This window comes from Burkholderia sp. JPY481 (genome assembly GCF_038900515.1).
Taxonomy (GTDB): domain Bacteria; phylum Pseudomonadota; class Gammaproteobacteria; order Burkholderiales; family Burkholderiaceae; genus Paraburkholderia; species Paraburkholderia youngii.
Map to the genome: position 1 here is coordinate 36,456 of NZ_JAYMRT010000020.1, position 20,485 is coordinate 56,940.

At 66.0% G+C, this 20,485-nt stretch carries 18 protein-coding genes; 13 read left to right on the top strand and 5 right to left on the bottom strand.

All coding sequences use genetic code 11. The annotated features are described in order from the left end of the window. The first annotated feature begins 2 nt into the window (after window positions 1-2). The 5 genes from VSR82_RS32405 (at window position 3) to VSR82_RS32425 (ending at window position 6,092) form a co-directional block, all read left to right on the top strand. Window positions 3-1,031, top strand: coding sequence for an ABC transporter permease (locus VSR82_RS32405; RefSeq protein ID WP_368584772.1), 1,029 nt, complete (start codon window positions 3-5; stop codon window positions 1,029-1,031). Continuing rightward, window positions 1,028-1,942: an ABC transporter permease gene (locus tag VSR82_RS32410; protein ID WP_429458138.1), complete on the top strand. Its 915-nt coding sequence runs from the start codon at window positions 1,028-1,030 to the stop codon at window positions 1,940-1,942. Before VSR82_RS32405 ends, VSR82_RS32410 begins: the two co-directional genes overlap by 4 nt. Further along, complete coding sequence (locus tag VSR82_RS32415; protein ID WP_429458136.1) at window positions 1,939-4,128, top strand: ABC transporter ATP-binding protein; 2,190 nt, start codon at window positions 1,939-1,941, stop codon at window positions 4,126-4,128. Before VSR82_RS32410 ends, VSR82_RS32415 begins: the two co-directional genes overlap by 4 nt. 408 nt (window positions 4,129-4,536) lie before the next feature. Continuing rightward, window positions 4,537-5,019: a hypothetical protein gene (locus tag VSR82_RS32420; protein WP_429458134.1), complete on the top strand. Its 483-nt coding sequence runs from the start codon at window positions 4,537-4,539 to the stop codon at window positions 5,017-5,019. A gap of 611 nt (window positions 5,020-5,630) precedes the next feature. Then, entirely contained in the window at window positions 5,631-6,092 is a 462-nt protein-coding gene (locus VSR82_RS32425; protein WP_368584768.1) for a Rap1a/Tai family immunity protein, read from the top strand. An 82-nt stretch (window positions 6,093-6,174) separates the two neighbouring features. On the opposite strand, the gene VSR82_RS32430 is transcribed toward VSR82_RS32425, so the two are convergent. Further along, window positions 6,175-7,020, bottom strand: coding sequence for an aldo/keto reductase (locus VSR82_RS32430; protein WP_429458132.1), 846 nt, complete (start codon window positions 7,018-7,020; stop codon window positions 6,175-6,177). 196 nt (window positions 7,021-7,216) lie between these two features. Here VSR82_RS32430 and VSR82_RS32435 point away from each other — a divergent pair, with 196 nt between their 5' ends. Then, entirely contained in the window at window positions 7,217-7,963 is a 747-nt protein-coding gene (locus VSR82_RS32435) for a GntR family transcriptional regulator (protein ID WP_013090333.1), read from the top strand. 73 nt (window positions 7,964-8,036) lie between these two features. Here VSR82_RS32435 and VSR82_RS32440 read toward each other — a convergent pair whose 3' ends face one another. Beyond that, window positions 8,037-9,446, bottom strand: coding sequence for a CoA transferase (locus tag VSR82_RS32440; protein WP_429458130.1), 1,410 nt, complete (start codon window positions 9,444-9,446; stop codon window positions 8,037-8,039). A 124-nt stretch (window positions 9,447-9,570) separates the two neighbouring features. Between VSR82_RS32440 and VSR82_RS32445 the strand changes: the two genes are divergently transcribed. Further along, window positions 9,571-10,812: a citrate synthase gene (locus tag VSR82_RS32445; RefSeq protein WP_498858391.1), complete on the top strand. Its 1,242-nt coding sequence runs from the start codon at window positions 9,571-9,573 to the stop codon at window positions 10,810-10,812. 68 nt (window positions 10,813-10,880) lie between these two features. On the opposite strand, the gene VSR82_RS32450 is transcribed toward VSR82_RS32445, so the two are convergent. Next, a complete protein-coding gene (locus VSR82_RS32450) occupies window positions 10,881-11,186 on the bottom strand; it encodes a DUF2917 domain-containing protein (protein WP_429458126.1) in 306 nt (101 codons plus the stop codon). 183 nt (window positions 11,187-11,369) lie between these two features. Here VSR82_RS32450 and VSR82_RS32455 point away from each other — a divergent pair, with 183 nt between their 5' ends. The 3 genes from VSR82_RS32455 to VSR82_RS32465 all read left to right on the top strand — a co-directional run bounded on the left by VSR82_RS32455 (window position 11,370) and on the right by VSR82_RS32465 (window position 15,974). Continuing rightward, window positions 11,370-12,788 (top strand): aminotransferase-like domain-containing protein, encoded by a 1,419-nt coding sequence (locus tag VSR82_RS32455; RefSeq protein WP_429458124.1) that lies wholly within the window; start codon window positions 11,370-11,372, stop codon window positions 12,786-12,788. A 129-nt stretch (window positions 12,789-12,917) separates the two neighbouring features. Then, window positions 12,918-14,378: a multidrug transporter subunit MdtD gene (gene mdtD, locus VSR82_RS32460; protein ID WP_410842483.1), complete on the top strand. Its 1,461-nt coding sequence runs from the start codon at window positions 12,918-12,920 to the stop codon at window positions 14,376-14,378. A 321-nt stretch (window positions 14,379-14,699) separates the two neighbouring features. Beyond that, window positions 14,700-15,974 (top strand): EAL domain-containing protein, encoded by a 1,275-nt coding sequence (locus tag VSR82_RS32465; protein WP_368584797.1) that lies wholly within the window; start codon window positions 14,700-14,702, stop codon window positions 15,972-15,974. On the opposite strand, the gene VSR82_RS32470 is transcribed toward VSR82_RS32465, so the two are convergent. Continuing rightward, the gene (locus tag VSR82_RS32470) at window positions 15,930-16,985 is read right to left on the bottom strand and encodes a sigma-70 family RNA polymerase sigma factor (protein WP_429458121.1); all 1,056 of its coding nucleotides are present in this window, start codon (window positions 16,983-16,985) and stop codon (window positions 15,930-15,932) included. The two genes, VSR82_RS32465 and VSR82_RS32470, sit on opposite strands and share 45 nt — an antisense overlap. Window positions 16,986-17,009: 24 nt before the next feature. On the opposite strand from VSR82_RS32470, the gene VSR82_RS32475 reads away from it, so the two are divergent. The 3 genes from VSR82_RS32475 to VSR82_RS32485 all read left to right on the top strand — a co-directional run bounded on the left by VSR82_RS32475 (window position 17,010) and on the right by VSR82_RS32485 (window position 19,605). Further along, on the top strand, window positions 17,010-17,234 hold the full coding sequence (locus tag VSR82_RS32475; protein WP_429458119.1) for a hypothetical protein: 225 nt from the start codon (window positions 17,010-17,012) through the stop codon (window positions 17,232-17,234). Between the two features lie 11 nt (window positions 17,235-17,245). Then, complete coding sequence (gene clpP, locus VSR82_RS32480; protein WP_176105216.1) at window positions 17,246-17,893, top strand: ATP-dependent Clp endopeptidase proteolytic subunit ClpP; 648 nt, start codon at window positions 17,246-17,248, stop codon at window positions 17,891-17,893. 164 nt (window positions 17,894-18,057) lie between these two features. Beyond that, window positions 18,058-19,605 carry an NYN domain-containing protein gene (locus VSR82_RS32485; RefSeq protein WP_429458117.1) on the top strand — a complete coding sequence of 516 codons (1,548 nt, stop codon included), beginning with the start codon at window positions 18,058-18,060 and terminating at the stop codon, window positions 19,603-19,605. Window positions 19,606-19,693: 88 nt separating this feature from the next. Here VSR82_RS32485 and VSR82_RS32490 read toward each other — a convergent pair whose 3' ends face one another. Then, complete coding sequence (locus VSR82_RS32490) at window positions 19,694-20,248, bottom strand: glycine zipper family protein (RefSeq protein WP_368584761.1); 555 nt, start codon at window positions 20,246-20,248, stop codon at window positions 19,694-19,696. Between the last annotated feature and the right edge of the window lie 237 nt (window positions 20,249-20,485).

A 20,485-nucleotide genomic window follows, 5' to 3' on the forward strand; every position in this document is an offset into this window, starting at 1 on the left:
CGATGTCGGCTCCGGCGCCCGCTCCCGCCTCGAACCCATCGCGTTTGCCGCGCGCGACGAACGGCAACGCAGGCCGCGTCGCGCGTTTTCTGGCGACGCGCGTGGGTCTGTCGCTGATCACGCTGTGGCTGCTGTCGCTGATCGTGTTCGCGGGCGGCCAGTTGCTGCCCGGCGATATCGGCCGCGCGGTGCTCGGGCCGCTCGCCGATGCGCGCGCGGTCGCCGCGCTCAACCATCAGCTCGGCGCCGACCGGCCGCTGCTCACGCAATACATCGACTGGATCACGCACTTCGTGCGCGGCAACATGGGGCTGTCGTACGCGTATCGCGAACCGGTCGGGCCGTTCATCGCCGATGCGCTCGGACATTCGGCGAAGCTCGGCCTCTTCGCATTCATCGTCGTCGTGCCGCTCGGCATTGCGGGCGGCGTGTGGTCGGCGATGCATGCGGGACGCTGGCTCGATCGCACGATCAGCATTGCCGGTTTGTCGGCGACCGTGGTGCCGGAGTTCGTGTCGTCGATCGTGCTGATCCTCGTGTTCGGCGTGTGGCTGCGCTGGCTGCCGATCGAAGCTTCGTTCCCGCCCGATGCAAGCGTGCTCGAACAGCTGCGGCATCTGGTGCTGCCGGTGCTGCCGCTCGTCTTCGTATTCTTCGGCTATATCGCGCGGATGGCGCGCGCGGGCACCGTCGAAGCGCTCGACGCCGACTACACGCGCACCGCGATCCTCAAGGGCCTGCCGCGCCACGTCGTGATCTGGCGGCACGTGCTGCGCAACGCGCTGCTGCCGACGATCACCGTGGCCGCCACCCAGCTCGGCTACATGATCGGCGGACTCGTGGTGGTCGAGACGCTGTTCCACTACCAGGGCATCGGCTCGCTGATCTACAACGCCGCCAAGGCGAAGGACTTTCCGATGCTCGAAGCGGGCGTGCTGACGATCGGCGTCGTCTATACGCTCGCGAATCTGGTCGCCGATGCGCTGCATGTGCTGCTCAATCCGCGGCTGCGGGTGAGGACCGCAGAATGAATACGAGCGTGCCGCCGGCTTCTTCAACGCCACCGGGCGTACCCGCGCCGGGCGCACCGGGCTCCGCGCCACGCGCGCCCGCCGAGCCACGCTTCCCGCGCCTCCTGCTGCTTCTGCGTTCGCCGACCTTCCTCGTGGGCGCGCTGATCGTCGCGTGGTGGATCGTCTGCGCGATCGCCGGGCCCCGATTCGTGCATCTCGATCCGTACGCGTCCGATCCGCTCAATTCGCTCACGCCGCCCGATCGCACGCACTGGTTCGGCACCGATCAGCTCGGCCGCGACGTGTTCTCACGCGTGATCGTCGGCGCGCGCGACATCCTGACCATCGCGCCGCTCGCGACGCTGCTCGGCACCGCGGCGGGCACCGCGCTCGGCCTGCTGGTCGGCTACTTCGACGGGTGGGTCGACGACGTGATCGGCCGCGTGATCGATGCGGTGCTCGCGCTGCCGCTCGTGATCATCGCGCTGCTCGCGCTCGCGGCGGTCGGCGCGTCGAACCTCACGGTGATTCTCGTGATCGGCCTCACGTTCACGCCGATCACCGCGCGCACCGTGCGCGCCGCCGTATTCGCCGAGCGCCATCTCGACTACGTGGCCGCCGCGCAGCTGCGCGGCGAACGCGCCCCGTACATCATGTTCGTGGAGATCCTGCCGAACGTGCTGCCGCCGATCGTCGTCGAAGCAACGGTGCGGCTCGGCTATGCGATCTTCGCGGTCGCGACGCTGTCGTTTCTCGGCTTCGGCATCCAGCCGCCGTCGGCCGACTGGGGGCTCGCGCTGTCCGAGTCGTACACGCTGATGGCGGGCGGCGCGTGGTGGACCGTCGTGTTCGCGGCGGGCGCGATCGCGTCGCTGGTGGTCGGCGTCAATCTGATCGCCGACAGCGTGCAGGGAGTGCTCGACCGATGAACGGCGCGCCGCCCTCCTCGTTCGCCGCGTTCGACGTGTCGAAGAGCGATCGCACCGATGCGCTGACCGTGGTCGGCCTGACGGTCACCTACCGGATTCGCGGACGCGATCGCGAAGTGCTGCAAGACGTGTCGTTTCGCGTGCGGCGCGGCGAGGCGTATGGACTCGTCGGCGAATCGGGCTGCGGCAAGTCGACCGTCGCGATGGCGACGCTGCGCTATCTGCCGCGCAACGGCAAGGTGAAGGCCGGCAAGATCGCGATCGCCGGCGCGGACGTGCAGAAGCTCGGCGCCGATGCGCTGCGCAGCATGCGGGCGACGACCGTCTCGATGGTCTATCAGGACCCGGGCCGCGCGCTGAACCCATCGCTGACGATTGCCCGCCAGATTTCCGAAGCATTCGAGGCGGCCGGCGTCGCACGCGACGAAGCGTTGCATCGCACGCTCGAGATGTTGCAGCGCGTGCGTATCGCGGCGCCCGAGCGCGTGATGGACAGCTATCCGCATCAATTGTCGGGCGGCATGCAGCAACGCGTCGTGATCGCGATGGCGCTCGCGTCGAACCCCGCGCTGCTGATTCTCGACGAACCGACCACCGGCCTCGACGCGACCGTTGAAGCGGAAGTGCTCGACCTCGTCGCGCAGTTACGCGAGGAGCTCGGCACCGCGGTGCTGTTCATCAGCCACAACCTCGCGGTGATCGGCCGCATGTGCGAACGTGTCGGCGTGCTGTACGCGGGCAAGCTGGTCGAGGAAGGCGCGACCCAGGACGTGTTCGCGCGGCCGCGTCATCCGTACACGGTCGGGCTGCTGCGCTGCCTGCCTAGCGCCGGACGCAGCAAGGACCGCGAGCGGCTCGATACGATCGCGGGCGGCCTGCCGTTGCCGGGCTCGGTCACGCAGGGCTGTATCTACGCGGAGCGCTGCCGTCTCGCCGACGAGCGCTGCCGGCGCGACGCGCCGCCGCCCTATCGGCTCGGCGCCGCGCATGGCGATCAGATGGCGCGCTGCCACTATCACGAGCGCGCGATCGAATTGCCGCGGGCGGCATCGAGCGAGGCGCCGGTGGTGGCCGCATCATCCAACGCGGCAGCGCGCGCGTCCTCCGCGCCGGTCTTGCGCGCTCGCAACCTGTCGAAAACATTCCACGTATCCGGCGCGCCGCTGCGCGCGGTCGATGACGTGTCGCTCGAACTCGCGAGCGGCGAGACGCTCGGCCTCGTCGGCGAATCGGGTAGCGGCAAGACGACGCTCGCGCGGCTGATGCTCGGCCTGCTCGCACCCGATGCCGGCGGCGTGCTCGAACTCGACGGCGCACCGCTCGCCGCGCGCGTCACGCGACGCAGCGACGAGCAGCTGAAGTCGCTGCAGATCGTATTCCAGAATCCGGACTCGGCGCTCAATCGCGCGCATTCGGTCAAGCGGCTGATCGGTCGTGCGCTCGCGCGCTTCACCGCGCTGCGCGGACGCCAGATCAACGAAAGGCTCGGCACGCTGACGGACGCCGTGCGGCTGCCCGAGCGCTATCTCGACGCACGTTCGCGCCAGCTATCGGGTGGACTCAAGCAGCGCGTCGCGATTGCGCGCGCGTTTGCCGGCGAACCACGCGTCGTCGTGTGCGATGAGCCGACTTCATCGCTCGACGTGTCGGTGCAGGCCGCGATCCTGAATCTGCTCGCCGATCTGCAGCGCGAGCGCGGCGTCAGCTACGTGTTCATCTCGCACGATCTGCACGTGGTGCGCTATGTGTCGGATCGCATCGCGGTGCTCTATCTCGGCCGGCTGCTCGAAATCGGCCCGGCGGCGGCCGTGTTCGATGGGCCGCAGCATCCGTATACCGAGGCGCTGTTGTCCGCCGTGCCGACGCTGCCGGGCGACGGTGCAACCGGCGAAGTGCATCAACGTACGCGCATCCATCTGACGGGCGAGTTGCCCGGGCCCGGCGCGATGCCGTCGGGCTGCGTCTTTCACACGCGCTGTCCGCGCAAGCTCGGCGCGATCTGCGAGCAGCAGGACCCGCCGTTCCTCGAAGCCGGCGGCGCCGCTGACTCGCCTTCCGCCCACCGGATTCGCTGCCATATTCCGGTCGCCACTCTGCGCGAGCTGCAATGCGAGCCGCGCGACGACAACGCGGGCAACACGACGAACGGCGCCGCTTCCGACGACGCGTCGGAAAACGCCAGCTAGCGTCAATTCGAACCTCATCGACGTCGCGTGACGCGGCGTCATCCAGCACAGCGCCCCCTTAACGAATCCCGCGTCGGAAACACGCTTTTGCGTCCGCGCGTTTCATCGTCGCAACGTTTTCGGGCGTTTTTCCGGCGTGCGCATCGCACATCCCGAGATCGCCCGCGTCGCTTCAAGGCTCGGCGATGCGTGGCATGGATATCGCTAAATCTGCGGCCAGAGATTCGAAGCCAACCCGCGCGCGCAACGCCGCGCACATCCGCACGACGAGCGTCACCACGCGATGACGCGACCTCAAGCGATCAGCACGGCAGCGACGCGCGGGCAACTTCGGCACGACGGACTCGGGGTTCGACAAGACCCGCGTGCAGACAGGTCGGCCGCCGCTGTGGCAGCTGGAGACGCGCGATGAAAATCAGAAAATCAGATCGGCATTGCTGCGCAATGATGCGCCGCGCAGCGGTGCTCGCGGGGGTGGCGGTGCTGGCGGGCGAGGCCGCGTACGGGGCGTCGACGGACGTGATCCCTCGCTCGATGGTGATGGCCGACGCGTCGCCGGCGCAAACCGGAGATTCAGCGCCGCTGCTGCTCGCGCAGAACGACGACGCGGCGACCGCCGCCACGGCCGCCGACGATGCCGCCCCGGTGTTCGCGCCGGTAGGCTGCGGCGGGCTTGGCGGTCCGGGCTGCGGCCGGCTCGGCGGCGGCAGTGGCAACGGCAGCGGTAGTGGCGGCGCGGCGGGTTCGAGCAATAGCGGGGCTGGCGCAAACGGTAACAGCGGCGCCGGGGCGGCGGGTTCAGGGAGCGGAAGTGGGAGTGGCGGTGCGGGCACGGGCGGTAAGGGAAATAGCGGCGGCGGAAGTAATGGTGGTAGCAGTAGTGGTGGCTGAAATGGTGGGGGTGGCAGTGGAGGCGGTGGAAGCGGTGGAGGCGCAAGCGGCGGTGGCGGTGGCGGTGGAAGTGGAAGTGGATGCGGAAGCAGCGGCGGCAGCGGGAGCGGCAGCTGCGGTTGCGGAGGCTCAAGCGGTGGCCCGAGGGGTGGTTTCGGCGGCGCGCATGGTGGAGGCTTTGGCGGAGGCTTTGGCGGAGGCTTTGGCGGAGGCTTCGGCGGCGGTCACGGAGCCAAGGGTGGCGGCAGCGGCGGCAGTGGCAACGGTGGCGGGAACGGGCACTAGGCGTCGCCCGTTGCCCTGGGTAGGGAGCCCGCGCCCTACCCGCCGACGACATGTCCCGGCATACTGTCCGCTATCCGCTGGCAACGGCGGTGGCGTCCCGATCCCCCGGTCGGGCGTCACCGCCGCAGGCCGGCCGGAGCGGCCCGCCCGCCTTCGGCGCGCGCTGACGGAATCGCCTGGAGCGCGCGCGAGCCGCGCCTCGCATCGTCGCGCGAACCGCACCGCGAGCGGCGGGAACACAACCTCCACTGCGTGTGAGTGTTATGGAACCAATCCGAGACGACCGCCTCATATCAAATTCATCGTTCGATATGAGGGCCCACAACATGCATAGAAGTGTCCCCCCCTCCGCGACCCGCACGGCAGCCGCCGTGCTGATGGCTAGCGCCCTGGGCCTCGCATCGCTCGCCAATGCGCAAACACCCGCGCAGCCAATGGCGCAAACCTTGTCGCAAGCGGCGCCACCGGTCGATCCGAGCTTCTCCGCCTACTCGCTCGTACAGAGTTGCAAACAGCGCCACGACAACGTCGCGCAAGGGCAATGCGTCGGCGCGATCCGCGGCATCATCCACGGTTATCAGTACGGCGTGCTGTTCCTCGCGCAACGCACCACCTTCCCCGTCAACGAAACCCAGCGCGTGTCGCTATGCCTGCGCGACGTGCCGGTGTCGTCGATCGTCGACGACTTCCTCGCCGATGCCGCCCAGGTACCAGACGACGCGCTGCAGCACACCCCCGCCGAAGTCGCCGTGCTCGGCTCCGTGCATCAGCACCACCCCTGCACCTGAGCGCGCGCGGCGTCAGCGGCGCCCACAGCGCTTCAAGCCTCGCGCGCCGCCGCTCCGCAACGGACGGCGGCCGCGCCAGCGCTTACAAAATCTCCAGCGCACGCTTGCCGCGCGGCGGCTTGAAATACGCGTCGAGCGCGGCGAGTTCGTCCGCTTCCAGCACCAGTTGCGACGCGCGATGGTTGTCGCGCACATGCTCGACCCGCGCCGCCTTCGGAATCGCGCACACATTGGGCTTGCCCAGCACCCACGCGAGCGCCACCTGAAACACGGAGACGCCGCGCGCGTCGGCGATGTCGTCGAGCGGCGAGCGTTTCGGCAGCCGCGCATGATCGACCGGGCTGTACGCCATCGCCGGCATGTCGCGCGCGCCGAGCCATGGCAGCAGATCGAACTCCGGCCCGCGCCGCGCCACGTTGTACAGAATCTGGTTGGTCGCGCACGCGTCGCCGCCTGGCGTCGCGACGAGTTCTTCCATGTCGTCGGTATCGAAGTTGCTCACGCCCCAGTGACGGATCTTGCCCGCGCGCCGCAGCGCCTCGAAGCCATCGACGGTGTCCGCGAGCGGCACCGAGCCACGCCAGTGCAGCAGATACAGATCGAGCCGGTCCGTCTTCAGACGCTTCAGGCTTTGCTCGCACGCGGCGATCGCGCCGCGTCGGCTAGCGTTGTGCGGATACACCTTGCTGACCAGAAACACCTTGTCGCGCAAACCGGCGAGCGCTTCGCCGAGCAGCGACTCGGTCGCGCCGTCGCCGTACATTTCGGCGGTGTCGATCAGCGTCATGCCGAGTTCGATGCCGCAGCGCAGCGCATCGATTTCCGCCGCGCGCCGTGCCCGCTGCTCGCCCATCTCCCACGTGCCCTGCCCCAGCGCCGGAATGCGCTCGCCGTCCGGCAAGCTCACGCTTGCGATCTCGCTCGTCATGCTGACTCCTTCGAAAGTGGCTCGACCGGGATGCGATGCAATTGCGCGAGACCTCACCGCGCAACGCATGCTACGAAAAACCTGGAGACGAGTTTAGCGGCTCCGCGGCCTCACGACGGCGCGCCAGGCAAAAGCCCGCTATAACGGGGCGCGCCGATGTTTTAAAATTGCCGCTTGCCCATCTTGCGTGAGCCCCATGACCTCTGCCTCGGAAGACCGCTGGCGCGACCTGCGCCCGGACCCGGAAAACGACACGCCGCTCTATCTGCAACTTGCCCGCAAGCTCGGCAGCGCGATCCACGAAAACCGCTGGAACGCCGGTGAAGCGCTCCCCTCGGAGCGGGTGCTGTCGGAGGCGCTCGGCGTATCGCGCATCACGTCGCGCAAGGCGATCGCTCTGCTCGTCGAGCAGGGTTTGATCCGCCGCACCCAAGGCGCGGGCAGCTTCATCACGCCGCGCTATGAAGATCCGTTGTCGCGCCTGTCGAGCTTCAGCGAAATGCTGCGGCGGCGCGGCTTCACGCCGAGTTCGAAGTGGCTGTCGCGCGAAATCTCGCCGGCCAATCGCGATGAAGTGATCCAGTTGGGGCTGTCGCCGGCCGCCGCGGTCACGCGGCTGCGACGACTGAGACTCGCCGACGGCATCGTGATGGCGGTCGAGAATTCCACATTCCCGGCCGCTGTGATTCCCGATCCGCAGGCAATCGGCGACTCGCTGTACACGTATCTGGAGAATCGCGGACTGACGATCGTGCGCGCGTTGCAGCACTTTCGCGCGGTGAACGCGAGCGACGAGATCGCGCAGCAGATGAGCATCGCGCCGAACGAGGCGTTGTTGTTGATCACGCGCGTGGGCTATACCGCGGATCAGCGCGCGATCGAGTTGACGGATACGTACTGCCGCAACGATTACTACGACTTCGTGGCGGAGTTGAGGAAGTAGGCTGCGACTCGGTGAATGGTCGGACGGCCGGGCGCGCCGCGGTTCAAGCTCCACCGCGGCGCACGCTACCCTGTTAAGTCCACCGGGCTTCGTGCGCGCCGATGCGCGCCGGCGGCAGCGCATAAAACGCCGGCGTCTGTTCCAGTTCTTCGGCGGGCTGAACGCCGAGCACACACCCAAACTCCGATTGCACGCTCGCGACGCAATCGCGCACATGGTCGAGCGACATTTCCGGCGCCTGCTGTCCATCGGCCAGCAACCCGAACGACTGCAGCCAGCGCCCGGTCTGCGCAAGCGACACCTTCACATGCCAGCTGCCGCCCTCGCGTGCCCGCCGCGCGAGCGCGACCATCGCGCCGAACGCGGCCAGATAGCCGGTCGCGTGATCGAGCGCCTGACACGGCAGATGCCGCGGCTCGGCCGAACCCGCCGCCGCACGCTCCGTCCACGCGATGCCGCTCGCCGACTGCACCAGACTGTCGAAGCCGCGTCGCTGCGCCCACGGCCCCGTGTACCCGTACGCGCAAACCGACACATAGACGATGCCAGGCCGCAGCCGCGCCAGCTCGTCCGGCCCGAAGCCGCGTGCCGCGAGCGCGCCCGGACGATAGGCTTGCAGGAACACGTCGGCATCGCGCGCGAGTCCGCGCAACGTGTCGCAGCCAGCGGCGTCGCGCAGATCGACGAGCGCCGAACGCTTGCCGCGTCCGTTGTCGATCACGAGCGGCGCGATGTTCGGCAGATGCGGCCCGTTGATCGTCATCACGTCCGCGCCATGATGCGCGAGCGCGCGACCGGCCACCGGTCCCGCGATGATCCGCGACAGATCCAGCACCCGCACGCACGCGAGCGGACGGTCGATGCCGGGCGCGGCGTCGGCATCGGCATGGCGCGGCGGCTCGGCCGGCGCGTCGCCGATGCGCTCGATCTCGAACAGCGGCAAGCGCGCGATCGCTTTGGCCTGCTCGAGCGCAGCCCATTCGTCTGGCGTGCGAATCAAGGCGGCGCATAGGCCCGCGTCGGCGAGCGTTTGATCGAGCGTCGCGCCCTCCCAGCCGCGAATCGCGGCCGCCACCGATTCCCGGCCGTTGTCACAGCCGAGCACGTCGAGCACGCCCTTCAAGTGATGCGCAAAATTCGTGTGCAGCTGGATCCAGCGGCCGTCGCCCGTTTCGTAGAAGCCTGTGACCGGATCGCGCAGCGCGGGCGGTGGCCCATCGTCGATCCGCAGATAGCGTTCGCTGCGAAATGCCGCCAGCGCGCGACGCATCTGCACCGACACCCGTTGCCTGCGTCCGCTGCGCAGGCGCCAGTATTCGGCGGCCGCGAGGCCTGTCGCCGCGATGGTCGACGACGCGAGGCTGCCGACGTGATAGACCGACGGCAAGCCGGGGTCCGCGCCGGCGAGCGACACGGCGTGCAGCGCGACCGGATCGCAGCCGGCGAGGGTCCAGATGTGCTTGAGGGCGAGTTCGGGTGTCATGGGATCGGGCGCGTTGACCGCGGACAGGAAGCAGGTGCACCGAGTCTAAATTTACGCCTTGCTGCAATCAATCTTGATTATGATGATCAATATATATTGATTTCTTCGGTTTTCACGTGCTTTCATGTCAGCCCCGATCTACCTGACCGCCGCCGAAGCGGCCGCGACGCTCGGCGTCAGCCTGCCGACCTTGTACGCGTACGTGAGCCGCGGCATGCTCGGCTCGTCGCCCGATGCGCAAGGCAGACATCGCCTCTACGATGCCGCCGAGGTGCGCCGCCTCGCGCGTCGCAAGGCGGACGGCAAGCGCGCCGGCAAGGTCGCGCAGAAGGTGCTCGACTGGGGCGTGCCGGTGCTCGAATCGTCGATCACGCTGGTCGCGGACGGTCGGCTGCTGTATCGCGGGCACGATGCGATCGAGCTCGCACGCAGTGCGTCACTCGAAGACGTCGCGGCGCTGCTGTGGCAATGCAGCGCGCGGCGCATCGCCGATGCGCCCGCCGTGCCGCTCGCCCCCGCGCAATGGGCGGCGTGGCTCAAGCTGTGGAGTGACAGCACGCCGCTCGATCGCGCGCTCGTGCTGCTGCCGGCCGCCGCCGCGCAGATGCCGCGCGTGTGGGCGCTTGGCCGCGACGCGCAGCTCGACACCGCGTGCGCCGTGATGCGGCTGCTGGCCGCCGCGATGCTGCCGGCGGGAACGTCGAACGAACCGCTGCATCGGCAGATCGCGACGGCCTGGCGGGTGCGCAGCCGGCAACAAAGCGGGCTGCTGCGCGCGGCGCTGGTCGCGTGCGCGGATCACGAGCTGAACGCGTCGACGTTCACGGTGCGCTGCATTACATCGACGGGCACGCATTTGTTCGGCGCGGTCGCGGGCGGCCTCGCGGCGCTCTCCGGGCCGCGTCACGGCGGCGAAACCGTGCGCATTGCCGCGCTGCTCGATGAAGCGTCGCGCTCGCCCGATCTGGACCGCTATCTGGCGAACCGGCTCGCGCGGCACGAGCACGGCGCGCAAGGTCCGGTGCTGTCGGGCTTCGGTCGTCCGCTCTATCCGGACGGCGATCCGCGCGCGCGGTTGTTGCTGACGATGCTCGCCGACTGCGCGCCGGCCCGCTCGCCGCTCAACGAGGTGCTGCAGCTTGCGCGAGCGGTGCGCGACACGACCGGCGCGGAGCCGACGGTGGATTTCGCGCTTGCGGCGATCGAGCGCGTGCTCGGCTTGCCGACCGGCGCCGCATTCACGCTGTTTGCGCTCGGGCGGGTGGTCGGCTGGATCGCACACGCGATGGAGCAGACGCGCGATGGCCGGTTGATCCGGCCGCGAGCGCGGTATATCGGGGAGTATGAGGCGGGAGGGGCTGCTTAGGGGCTGCTTAGGAGCTGCTTACGGGCTACGTCCGGCCTGCAAAGCGGCGGCTCGCCGGTTGCCCCGCATCAGACTACGCTCGGCCGACGCGCCAGCCAAGCCGGTATCGGCCAGCCGAGTAGCAGCGTCGGCAGCTTGCGCTGCGAGCCGCTCGCCAGCGCGAAACGCGCCCCTTCCCGCCCCGCGCTGATCCATGCCACCGATCCACGCGCCAACTCGATTGACTGCCCTGCCGCCAGCCAGTGATCTGCATGCTCGCCCTCGACGGTCAGCCAGATGTTGCCGCTGATCATCTTGAAAATCGACGGACGCGTAACCCGCCAGGCCGTGACGGGCTCGCCATGTTCCAGTTCGAAAACTCGCACTTCTCGCATCGCCGTTCTCCTCGAAGAACTATCTGTTGTACCGATTATTGGCGTGCGATGATCGGAAACCCATGCACAGTTCCGAACACTTTCATCGGAACTGTTCAGTCAAAAAACCGAACAGTTGGCATGGCTCGCGCGACGCAGGTTAAAAGCTCGTGGGCTCGCCAGCCGGCGACAGAAGGCAAGCGTATGAAACTCGAAATCCAGCTCGATCGGGACAACGGCGTCCCGCTTACCGAGCAGATCGTCACGGGCGTTTCGGCGTGGATCCGTTCGCGCAATGCGCATCCCGGCTCGAAGCTGCCGTCGATTCGCCAGTTCGCCGCCGACTTCGGCGTAAGCCGCTTTCCGGTGATCGAGGCATACGACCGGCTGGTGTCGCTCGGCTATGTCGACTCGCGCCACGGCTCCGGCTTTTACGTCGCCGATCGCCAGCCGACGGACATGCGCTGTCAGGGCACGTCGGACCCGCGCCGCGCCGATGTCGAATCGGACCATTTGCTCGAACAATTCAACTTTCCGGGCGAGACGCTGAAGCTCAGCACCGGTTTTATTCCCGAAAGCTGGCGCGACATCGACGGCATTGCGCAGGCGATCCGCCATGTGTCGCGAACCGATCCGGCGAGCATGGTCGAGTACGCGACGCCGCTCGGCAATCCCGTCTTGCGCGAGCAGTTGCGCGGCCGCATTGGGCAGTTGGGCATCCAGGCGGACGCGTCGCAGATTCTGATCACCAATGGCGCGAGCCAGGCGTTCGATCTGCTGGTGCGCTACATGCTGAAGCCTGGCGACACGATCTTTGTCGAGGACCCCGGTTACTACAACCTGTACGGCCTGTTGCGACTGCACGGCATGAAGCTGATCGGCATTCCGCGCACCGGCAGCGGTCCCGACCTCGACGTGATGCAGGCGCAACTGAAGCTGCACCGGCCTAGACTGCTGCTCATCAACACCGTGTTCCACAATCCGACCGGCACCACGGTCGCACCGCAGGTCGCGTTCCGTTTGCTGCAAATGGCGCGTGAGCATGGCTTCCATATCGTCGAAGACGACATCTACGCGGATTTTCAGACCGACCTCACCGATCGCCTCGCGACACTCGACCAACTCGAACAGGTGATCTACATCGGCGGATTGTCGAAGACGCTGTCGTCGTCGCTACGGATCGGCTGCGTGGTTGCGAATCACGCGATCATCAAGGATCTGGTCGATATCAAGATGCTGACGAGCATCGGCGGCTCGCGGTTTGCCGAAGCGGTGGCGGTGTCGATGCTGGAACGCGGCGCGTATCGCAAGTATCTGGAGCGACTGCGCCGCCAGATGCGCGGCGCGCTCGGCTCGACCGTCCAGACACTCGAAGATGCCGGCTGGGAGATTTTCGAAGAACCGGCGGGCGGCAAGTTCGTGTGGGCGCGCGTGCCTCATGTCGCGGACGCCGAGCGACTCGTTGAATGCGGTGTGCCGCTCGGTGTGACGGTGCTGCCTGGACAACACTTCAGGCCGAACCGGGAGCCGAGCCCGTGGATCAGGATTCATGTAGCGTTTGGCAACGATCCACGGGCGCAGGCGTTTTTTCATGCGGCGGCGCAGTTGCCGGCTGATGCGTGAACATCGCGCACAACGCCGCCGCGACGCAGCGCTGGCACCTGCGCAAGACTGCGCCGCTCGCTGCGCCGGGACCCGCTTTTCCCTAAAATAGCGAGTCCCAGCCCGACCGAGCGCGCCCAGCCGCTTCATATGTCCACGACGCCGACTCCGCCCGCCCTCGCTCCCGACATCCCCTCTGGCCCTTCGCCCCGCGCACTGACGGTGATGCTGTGGCTGGTCGCCACCGGCTTTTTCATGCAGACGCTCGATTCGACGATCGTCAACACCGCGCTCCCCGCGATGGCGACGAGCCTCGGCGAGCTGCCGCTGCGCATGCAATCGGTGGTGATCGCCTACTCGCTGACGATGGCGGTGATGATCCCCGTATCTGGCTGGCTCGCCGACAAACTCGGCACGCGGCGCGTGTTCTTCAGTGCGATCCTCGTGTTCGCGGTGGGCTCGCTGCTGTGCGCGAACGCGCACACGCTGAACCAACTGGTGCTCTTCCGCATTCTGCAAGGCGTGGGCGGCGCGATGCTGCTGCCGGTTGGGCGGCTCGCGGTGCTGCGTACCTTTCCGGCGGAGCGCTATCTGCCGGCGTTGTCGTTCGTGGCGATCCCGGGCCTGATCGGACCGTTGATCGGCCCGACGCTCGGCGGCTGGCTCGTCAAAATCGCGTCGTGGCACTGGATCTTTCTGATCAACGTGCCGGTGGGCATCGTGGGCTGCATTGCCACGTTTATCTTCATGCCGGATAGCCGCAATGAACACACGGGCAAATTCGACCTCGGCGGCTACCTGCTGCTGGTGGTGGGCATGGTGGCAATTTCGTTCGCGCTCGACGGCCGCACCGAATTCGGCATCCAACATGCGACGGTGCTGGTGCTGCTGATTCTGAGCATGGCGTGCTTCGTTGCCTATGGTCTGCACGCGGTGCGCGAGCCGGCGCCGATTTTTCCGCTCGATCTGTTCAAAATCCACACGTTTAGCGTCGGACTGCTCGGCAATCTGTTCGCGCGGATCGGCAGCGGCTCGATGCCCTACCTGATTCCTTTGCTGTTGCAGGTGAGCCTCGGCTATAGCGCATTCGAAGCCGGGCTGATGATGCTGCCCGTGGCAGCCGCGGGTATGGCAACGAAGCGTCTCGTGACGACGCTGATTCTGAGGTACAGCTACCGGCGCGTGCTGATGGCGAACACGATTCTGGTCGGCCTGATGATGGCGAGTTTCGCGCTCACGAGCACGAATCAGCCGCTGTGGCTGCGGCTCGTGCAACTGGCGATCTTCGGCGGCGTAAACTCGATGCAGTTCACCGCGATGAACACGTTGACGCTGAAGGACCTCGGCACCGGCGGCGCGAGCAGCGGCAATAGCCTGTTTTCGCTCGTGCAGATGCTTTCGATGAGTCTCGGCGTGACCGTGGCCGGTGCGTTGCTGACGACCTTTACCGGCATCATGCAGCGCGTGACTGCCGCAAATTCGCTGCCCGCGTTTCATGCGACGTTCCTGTGTGTCGGCATCATTACCGCATGTTCGTCGTGGATCTTTGCGCAGCTGTCGCCGGAGATCCGCACGCCGGCGAAAAAGACCGATCCGTCGGAGCGCACCTGAAATCCGCGCGGGCCGGGACGACGCATCCTCGCGCGCTTGCAAACGGATTTCCTGGCACCGCTCCGCGCGGCCCCGCACGCCGCATCCCTGAACAGCGTCACCGACCCGCAACAGGGCGCGTCCCGCACCAGTGAAGTGCGTGTCATCGCCTTAGTACCGGAGCGGGCGCACGATGTTTGGCTCGGAGCATTGCTGGTGGGCGCTCGAGCTTTGTCGGTACACGCGCATAGTTCTTGCTCGACTATCCTGTAAACTCTTAGTCTGCGCGTGCAAACTCCTGCCGAGCCCTGCAAGCGCCGCCATTTCCACACGACCGACATGATGAGCATGATCGAACTCGATCCTCCCGGCTTCCAGCCACCACGCCCGATGGCCGGCGACGAAGGCTCGCGCCGTACCGTTCTGTATGGCGGCTACACCGTTTTCAGCGTGTTTCAACCGGTCTTCTCGGTATCGCACCGGCGCGCGATCGGGTATCACGCGTCGCTGCGCGTGCACGACGAGCATGAGCAGCAAGTGCCGTCGCACGAAGTCTTTACGCAGGCCGCGCGACGCGGCGACCTGCTGGAACTCGGGCGGCTAGCCGAATCGCTGCACCTCGGCAACTTCAACGCGTTCGACAGCCACGACGAATGGCTCTTCCTCAGCCTGCATCCGGCCGCACTGATGGACACCAGCTACGGCGACGCGCTGCTTGCCAGCCTGAAGACGCTCGGCCTGCCGCCGCAACGCGTGGTGCTCGAAGTATCCGAACAGGCCGGCGGCGAAACCACGCGCTTCGCCGAAATCGTCGATTCGCTGCGCAAGTCCGGTTTTCTGATCGCGCTCGACGGCTTTGGCGCCAAGCATTCGAACATCGACCGCGTGTGGAATCTGCGGCCGGACATCGTGACGCTCGACCGCTGCATCCTCGCGCAAGCGAGTGAACACTCGCACATCGAGCGTGTCTTGCCGGGCCTCGTCTCTCTGTTGCACGAGTCCGGGCAACTGGTACTGATGGGCGGTCTGAGCACCGAGCGTGACGCGCTGATCGCGCTCGAATGCAACGTAGATTTCGTCCAGGGCGCATTTTTCGCAGGCCCGAGCGTCGAACCCGTCAAGCCACAAGTTGCCGCTGGCCTGATGGATTCGCTCTCCGCCTCGCTGCGCGAACGCGTTGCCGCTCGAGAGAAAGCGCAATCCGCGCGGCTCGCACCGTATGTCACCGCGCTCGAGGCCGCCGCAGCTCAGCTGATTGCCGGGGAATCGATCGCGCAGGCGACCGCACCTTTGCTCGCGCTCGGAGAAACGGCACGCTGCTTTGTCCTGGACGGTTCGGGCCGGCAGATCGGCGACAACGTGCTGCCACCGGGCCGCACATCGCAACGTGCAAAGCGCTTCAGCCCGCTGCTGCACTCCGAAGGCGCCAGTTGGGAGCGCCGCCCGTACTTCATTCAGGCGATGCGTCAACCGGGGCGGGTTCATCTAACGCCGCCGTATCTGTCGATCAACGAAGCGCATCTGTGCGTCACGGCCTCGATTGCCGCGCATAACTCGCATGGTACGCAGGTGCTATGCGTCGACATCAACTGGGAAGTCGCGGCTCACCGCAACTGACACGCCCCGAGGGCCCTTGATGCGGGCAAGCAGTTCCCTGACCGCGTCACGGCCCAGCATTCGGTTGGCCGCCCGCAAATGCGCGGCGCTGGTCACGATGCGCAGCGAGACGATTCTCGCCGAAAGGTCCGTTGCGCCATCCGTCACCACGTCGATTAGCCCGACGATGTCGCCGTCGCAGAACAGTGCGATACACACCGCGCCCGCCATCGACACCACCTCGGTATAGCTCGCCTGTTGCGCGAGCGATGTAACCACAGCGATCCACTTCTGACCTGAACCGGGTTCGGGGGCGCCCTGCGCTTCGGCTCCAGGTGTCGGCCCTTGTGCGCGAAGGGCCAGGTTGGCCGTGGGGATTGGAGTGGGTATAGCGTACAGAGGTACGTCGCTGATCAGTTGCGGCGCGTCGTTGAAAAGCTGCAGCAAGCCCGCCCGGTCTTGCGCTTCGAGCGCCGCGCGCAATCGCTCGACGATGCGCCCGTGCACCGCTGGATCGGGCCGCTTCAATGGCGCGCCCGCCCGTTTCAGACGCTCCTTGGCGCGATGAACCATTTGCCGGCAAGCGGCCGGTGTGCGCTCGAGAATCGACGCGATTTCGGCATAACCGCATTCGAACGCTTCATGCAGGACGAACGCCGCGCGTTCGTCTGGCTTGAGATGTTCGAGCAGCAACATCACGCCATATGACATATCGGCCGCGCGCAATGCCAACTCCTCCGCCGACGGTGCGACCTCGTCGAGCCACGGCTCCGGCAACCAGCCGCTAGCCTGCGACGCGCGCTCGCGCTGCGCGTGCCGCAGACGGTCGATCGCCGCGCGCGTGGTGAGCGTGGTAAGCCACGCGACCGGCGTTTGCACCGCCTGCGTATCGGCAAGATGCCATTTGAGCCAGACGTCCTGCACCACGTCTTCGGCCTCCGCACGACTGCCAAGCATCCGATATGCGAGCGCCAGCAGACGGGCGCGCGCGGCCTCGAAACTGGATGCCTTGTCGATTCCCTGTTCCGTCATGCGTAGACCTCCCGATGTTGCGTCGTGAAAAAGCGGCTGTACACCAGTGGCATGGCTCAGGCGCGCGTCGTGTTCGGTATTCCTGAGCTTGACGCGTGGGCAACGGTTGATGTGACAGCTCGGCGCAAAAAAATTTCTGTCACAACGCCGGTCGCTGCTTCGTCAAATGAGCAACAACCCGCGCATGTCACGCGGCTTCTGATCCGAGGCGGGCTGCGCATCCCCGAATGCCCGTGCTATCCATCCTGAACGAGGAATCCATGCCTTCCAGTTACCCGTCTGTCTCCGCCCTGGGCCTCGTGCCCACGGTGATCGAACAATCCGGCCGGGGCGAGCGCGCCTATGACATCTACTCCCGCCTGCTGCGCGAGCGCATCGTGTTTCTTGTCGGGCCCGTGAACGAGCAGTCAGCCAGTCTGATCGTCGCACAATTGCTGTTTCTCGAATCGGAGAACCCCGACAAGGATATTTCTTTTTACATCAACTCGCCCGGCGGCTCGGTGTATGACGGCCTCGCGATTTACGACACCATGCAGTTCATCAAGCCGGAGGTCTCGACCTTGTGCACGGGCTTTGCCGCGAGCATGGGCACCTTTCTGCTCACCGCGGGTCAACGCGGCAAACGGTATGCGCTACCGAATGCTCGCATCATGATTCACCAGCCGTCCGGCGGTGGTCAGGGCACCGCGGCGGACATCGAAATCCAGGCAAAGGAGGTGCTGTATGTGCGAGCGCGTCTGAATGCGATGATGGCCGAACGCACCGGACGCAGCATCGAAGATATCGCGCGCGATACCGACCGCGACAACTTCATGTCGGCGCTCGAAGCGAGGGAATACGGATTGATCGACGACGTGCTGGAAGCTCGCGCGACGTGGAACAACGCAGGTCGTCGCGACACTCTGTAACGGCACTGACATGGAGCCGCTCGCTGGGCGGCCGGACAAACCGCTTGCTGCAAATTCCCATCCAACTATCGGTGCGAGCGCACCACAAAAGCTGCTCACCTTCGCTGGAATCGCTATCATGTCGCGATTCGTCGACTTCGACGACCGCTTCAATGGAGATACACATGGCGTCATCCAACGAAAACGTCAGCATGGCGCTGTTCTGCGACTTCGAGAACGTCGCGCTTGGCGTGCGCGACGCGAAATACGACAAGTTCGATATCAAGCTTGTACTCGAGCGCCTGCTGCTGAAGGGCAGCATCGTCGTCAAGAAGGCGTATTGCGACTGGGATCGCTACAAGAGTTTCAAAGGGGCCATGCACGAGGCCAATTTCGAGTTGATCGAAATTCCGCACGTGCGCCAATCGGGCAAGAATTCCGCCGACATTCGGCTCGTCGTCGATGCGCTCGATCTCTGTTATACGAAATCGCACGTCAATACGTTCGTCATCATCAGTGGTGATTCCGATTTTTCGCCGCTCGTGTCGAAACTGCGCGAGAACGCCAAACAGGTCATCGGCGTCGGTGTGCAGCAGTCCACGTCGGATTTGCTGATTGCGAACTGCGACGAGTTCTTCTTTTACGACGATCTCGTACGCGAAAGTCAGCGCGCAGTCGCGAGGCGCGAATCGTCGCGCCAGCAGCAGAGCGCGCAGCAGGCAGCCAAACGTGCGGCTGATGAAGAGAAAGCCCCGCCGAAGGAAGATCTGGAGAAGCGTCGCAGCAAGGCTGTTGAAATTGCGGTGCAGACGTTCGACGCACTCGCTTCCGAACGTGGCGACAGCGGCAAGATCTGGGCGTCCGTGCTGAAGAACGCGATCAAACGGCGCAAACCGGATTTCAACGAAACGTATTACGGGTTTCGCGCTTTCGGCAATCTGCTGGAAGAAGCTCAGGCGCGCGGGCTACTCGAATTCGGCCGCGATGAAAAGTCAGGCGCGTACGTTTATCGAAGCACGGCCGTGAACGTCGCGAGTGAAGCGGCCAGTGAAAATATCGGCGAAACCGCGGCGGAGTCTGCTGAAACGGGGTCGGCTGAGTCGGCGTCGGCCGAACAGGCGGCCGAACATTCGTATCAAGCGCAGGCCGCGCAAGCGGCCGCGTCCGAGTCGGGCGGTAAGCATAAGTCGCGTCGTAAGGAGCGCGGCAACCGCAAGGCGGCCCGCGGTCAGGAGGCTGTGCACGGCAAGCGGGGGCACCACGAAACGGCTGATGAAGAACCTGCGGCTGGCGCTCCGGCTCTCACCGAACAGGCGGAGCCCGCCGAGTCTGCCCCGCGGCAGGAGCCGCGTGAACGCGCGCCGCTCCAAGACGAGTTCGTCACTGAACCGATAGGTGAAAACAGCGAAGCTCGCGCTGTAACAGCGGCAGCGGATACAGCCGCCGAACAAGTCGTCTTCGGTCAAGAAATCGAGCAAAGCCCCGACAGCGACCACCCCGCACAGCGTGAAAGCGTCAAAAAGCGCGCTTCGCGCAAAACGGCCGCGAAGAAAGTGAAAAAAAGTACACCGCGCACGATCGAGGAAGTCCCTGAGATCGCGGCGCCGGCCGAGGCCGCTGCTCCGGCAGTCAACTCGGAAGAAGGACCTGAGGCCACCAGGAAGGTCACCCGTAAAACGGCGTCTCGCAGCCGTCGTCCGCGCAAAGCGGCGTCGACGGACAGCACGGAGTAAACAGCGGCACGGATTCGACGGTCGTCGCTACAAGCTACCGGCCGACAATGCAAGACAAGCAAGCCGGCCGGTCCCCCACTATCACCGTTCAGTAGGCCGGATAAGGCGCATACATGACGGGCGGAGGCGGTGCGTAGTAGTAAGGACGGGGCGCAACATACACCGGCTGCGTCGAATAGTAAGGCTGCGGCTGAGCGATCGTCTCGCCCTTCGAGGTCATGCACTGGGCGTAGGCGGTGTCATAGCGTGCCTGCAAGCCGGCCGCCGAGTACTGGGCGCCGTTCGCGCCGTTCGCGCCGCCGATCAGCAGACCGCTGCCCGCCCCGATCGCCGCACCCGCGCCGGCGTTGCCCGCCGCGGCGCCGAGCAGCGCGCCAACCGCCGCGCCGCCGAGCGTGCCGAGTGCCGCGCTGTTCACGCTGTTCGTGGTGGCTGCCTGCGCAGCGCCGGACGGATTCGTCGTTTGATTCGCGTAGTCGCGGCACTCGTAGTCGTTCTGCTGGAACTGGCTGAGCGGCTCGCCGCTGCGCGGCATCGCGGCTATGCTCGGGCCGCTCGGGGGCGCCACTGCGCAACCGCCTAACGCGAGCGCGATGACTGCGGCGGGAATCGCCAGGCTGATCGTTTTATTGCTGGAAATCATGGTGGTGCACTTCAGAGGATTGGAATTCAAACGTTAGGCTAATCGCGAAATTCCGTGGTTACGGCTTAGTTACAGAAAGTTTTTGCACGGCCGCCGAGCCTCGCCCCGGCTGCGCATCGTCGCGGCGTTGGGTAGGTTATATCGACAGGGACCGCCGCCCACACTAGTGTCAAACGGTCCCCGCCGCCCAAGCCAATCGACCGCGCGGAGGCCGCCTCAATCAACCGGTTCATTCTC

Bases quoted from the DNA above. Each gene is read 5' to 3' on its own strand.
- VSR82_RS32405 (WP_368584772.1), top strand. From the start codon at position 3: ATGTCGGCTCCGGCGCCCGCTCCCGCCTCGAACCCATCGCGTTTGCCG.
- VSR82_RS32410 (WP_429458138.1), top strand. From the start codon at position 1,028: ATGAATACGAGCGTGCCGCCGGCTTCTTCAACGCCACCGGGCGTACCC.
- VSR82_RS32415 (WP_429458136.1), top strand. From the start codon at position 1,939: ATGAACGGCGCGCCGCCCTCCTCGTTCGCCGCGTTCGACGTGTCGAAG.
- VSR82_RS32420 (WP_429458134.1), top strand. From the start codon at position 4,537: ATGAAAATCAGAAAATCAGATCGGCATTGCTGCGCAATGATGCGCCGC.
- VSR82_RS32425 (WP_368584768.1), top strand. From the start codon at position 5,631: ATGCATAGAAGTGTCCCCCCCTCCGCGACCCGCACGGCAGCCGCCGTG.
- VSR82_RS32430 (WP_429458132.1), bottom strand. From the start codon at position 7,020: ATGACGAGCGAGATCGCAAGCGTGAGCTTGCCGGACGGCGAGCGCATT.
- VSR82_RS32435 (WP_013090333.1), top strand. From the start codon at position 7,217: ATGACCTCTGCCTCGGAAGACCGCTGGCGCGACCTGCGCCCGGACCCG.
- VSR82_RS32440 (WP_429458130.1), bottom strand. From the start codon at position 9,446: ATGACACCCGAACTCGCCCTCAAGCACATCTGGACCCTCGCCGGCTGC.
- VSR82_RS32445 (WP_498858391.1), top strand. From the start codon at position 9,571: ATGTCAGCCCCGATCTACCTGACCGCCGCCGAAGCGGCCGCGACGCTC.
- VSR82_RS32450 (WP_429458126.1), bottom strand. From the start codon at position 11,186: ATGCGAGAAGTGCGAGTTTTCGAACTGGAACATGGCGAGCCCGTCACG.
- VSR82_RS32455 (WP_429458124.1), top strand. From the start codon at position 11,370: ATGAAACTCGAAATCCAGCTCGATCGGGACAACGGCGTCCCGCTTACC.
- mdtD (WP_410842483.1), top strand. From the start codon at position 12,918: ATGTCCACGACGCCGACTCCGCCCGCCCTCGCTCCCGACATCCCCTCT.
- VSR82_RS32465 (WP_368584797.1), top strand. From the start codon at position 14,700: ATGAGCATGATCGAACTCGATCCTCCCGGCTTCCAGCCACCACGCCCG.
- VSR82_RS32470 (WP_429458121.1), bottom strand. From the start codon at position 16,985: ATGACGGAACAGGGAATCGACAAGGCATCCAGTTTCGAGGCCGCGCGC.
- clpP (WP_176105216.1), top strand. From the start codon at position 17,246: ATGCCTTCCAGTTACCCGTCTGTCTCCGCCCTGGGCCTCGTGCCCACG.
- VSR82_RS32485 (WP_429458117.1), top strand. From the start codon at position 18,058: ATGGCGTCATCCAACGAAAACGTCAGCATGGCGCTGTTCTGCGACTTC.
- VSR82_RS32490 (WP_368584761.1), bottom strand. From the start codon at position 20,248: ATGATTTCCAGCAATAAAACGATCAGCCTGGCGATTCCCGCCGCAGTC.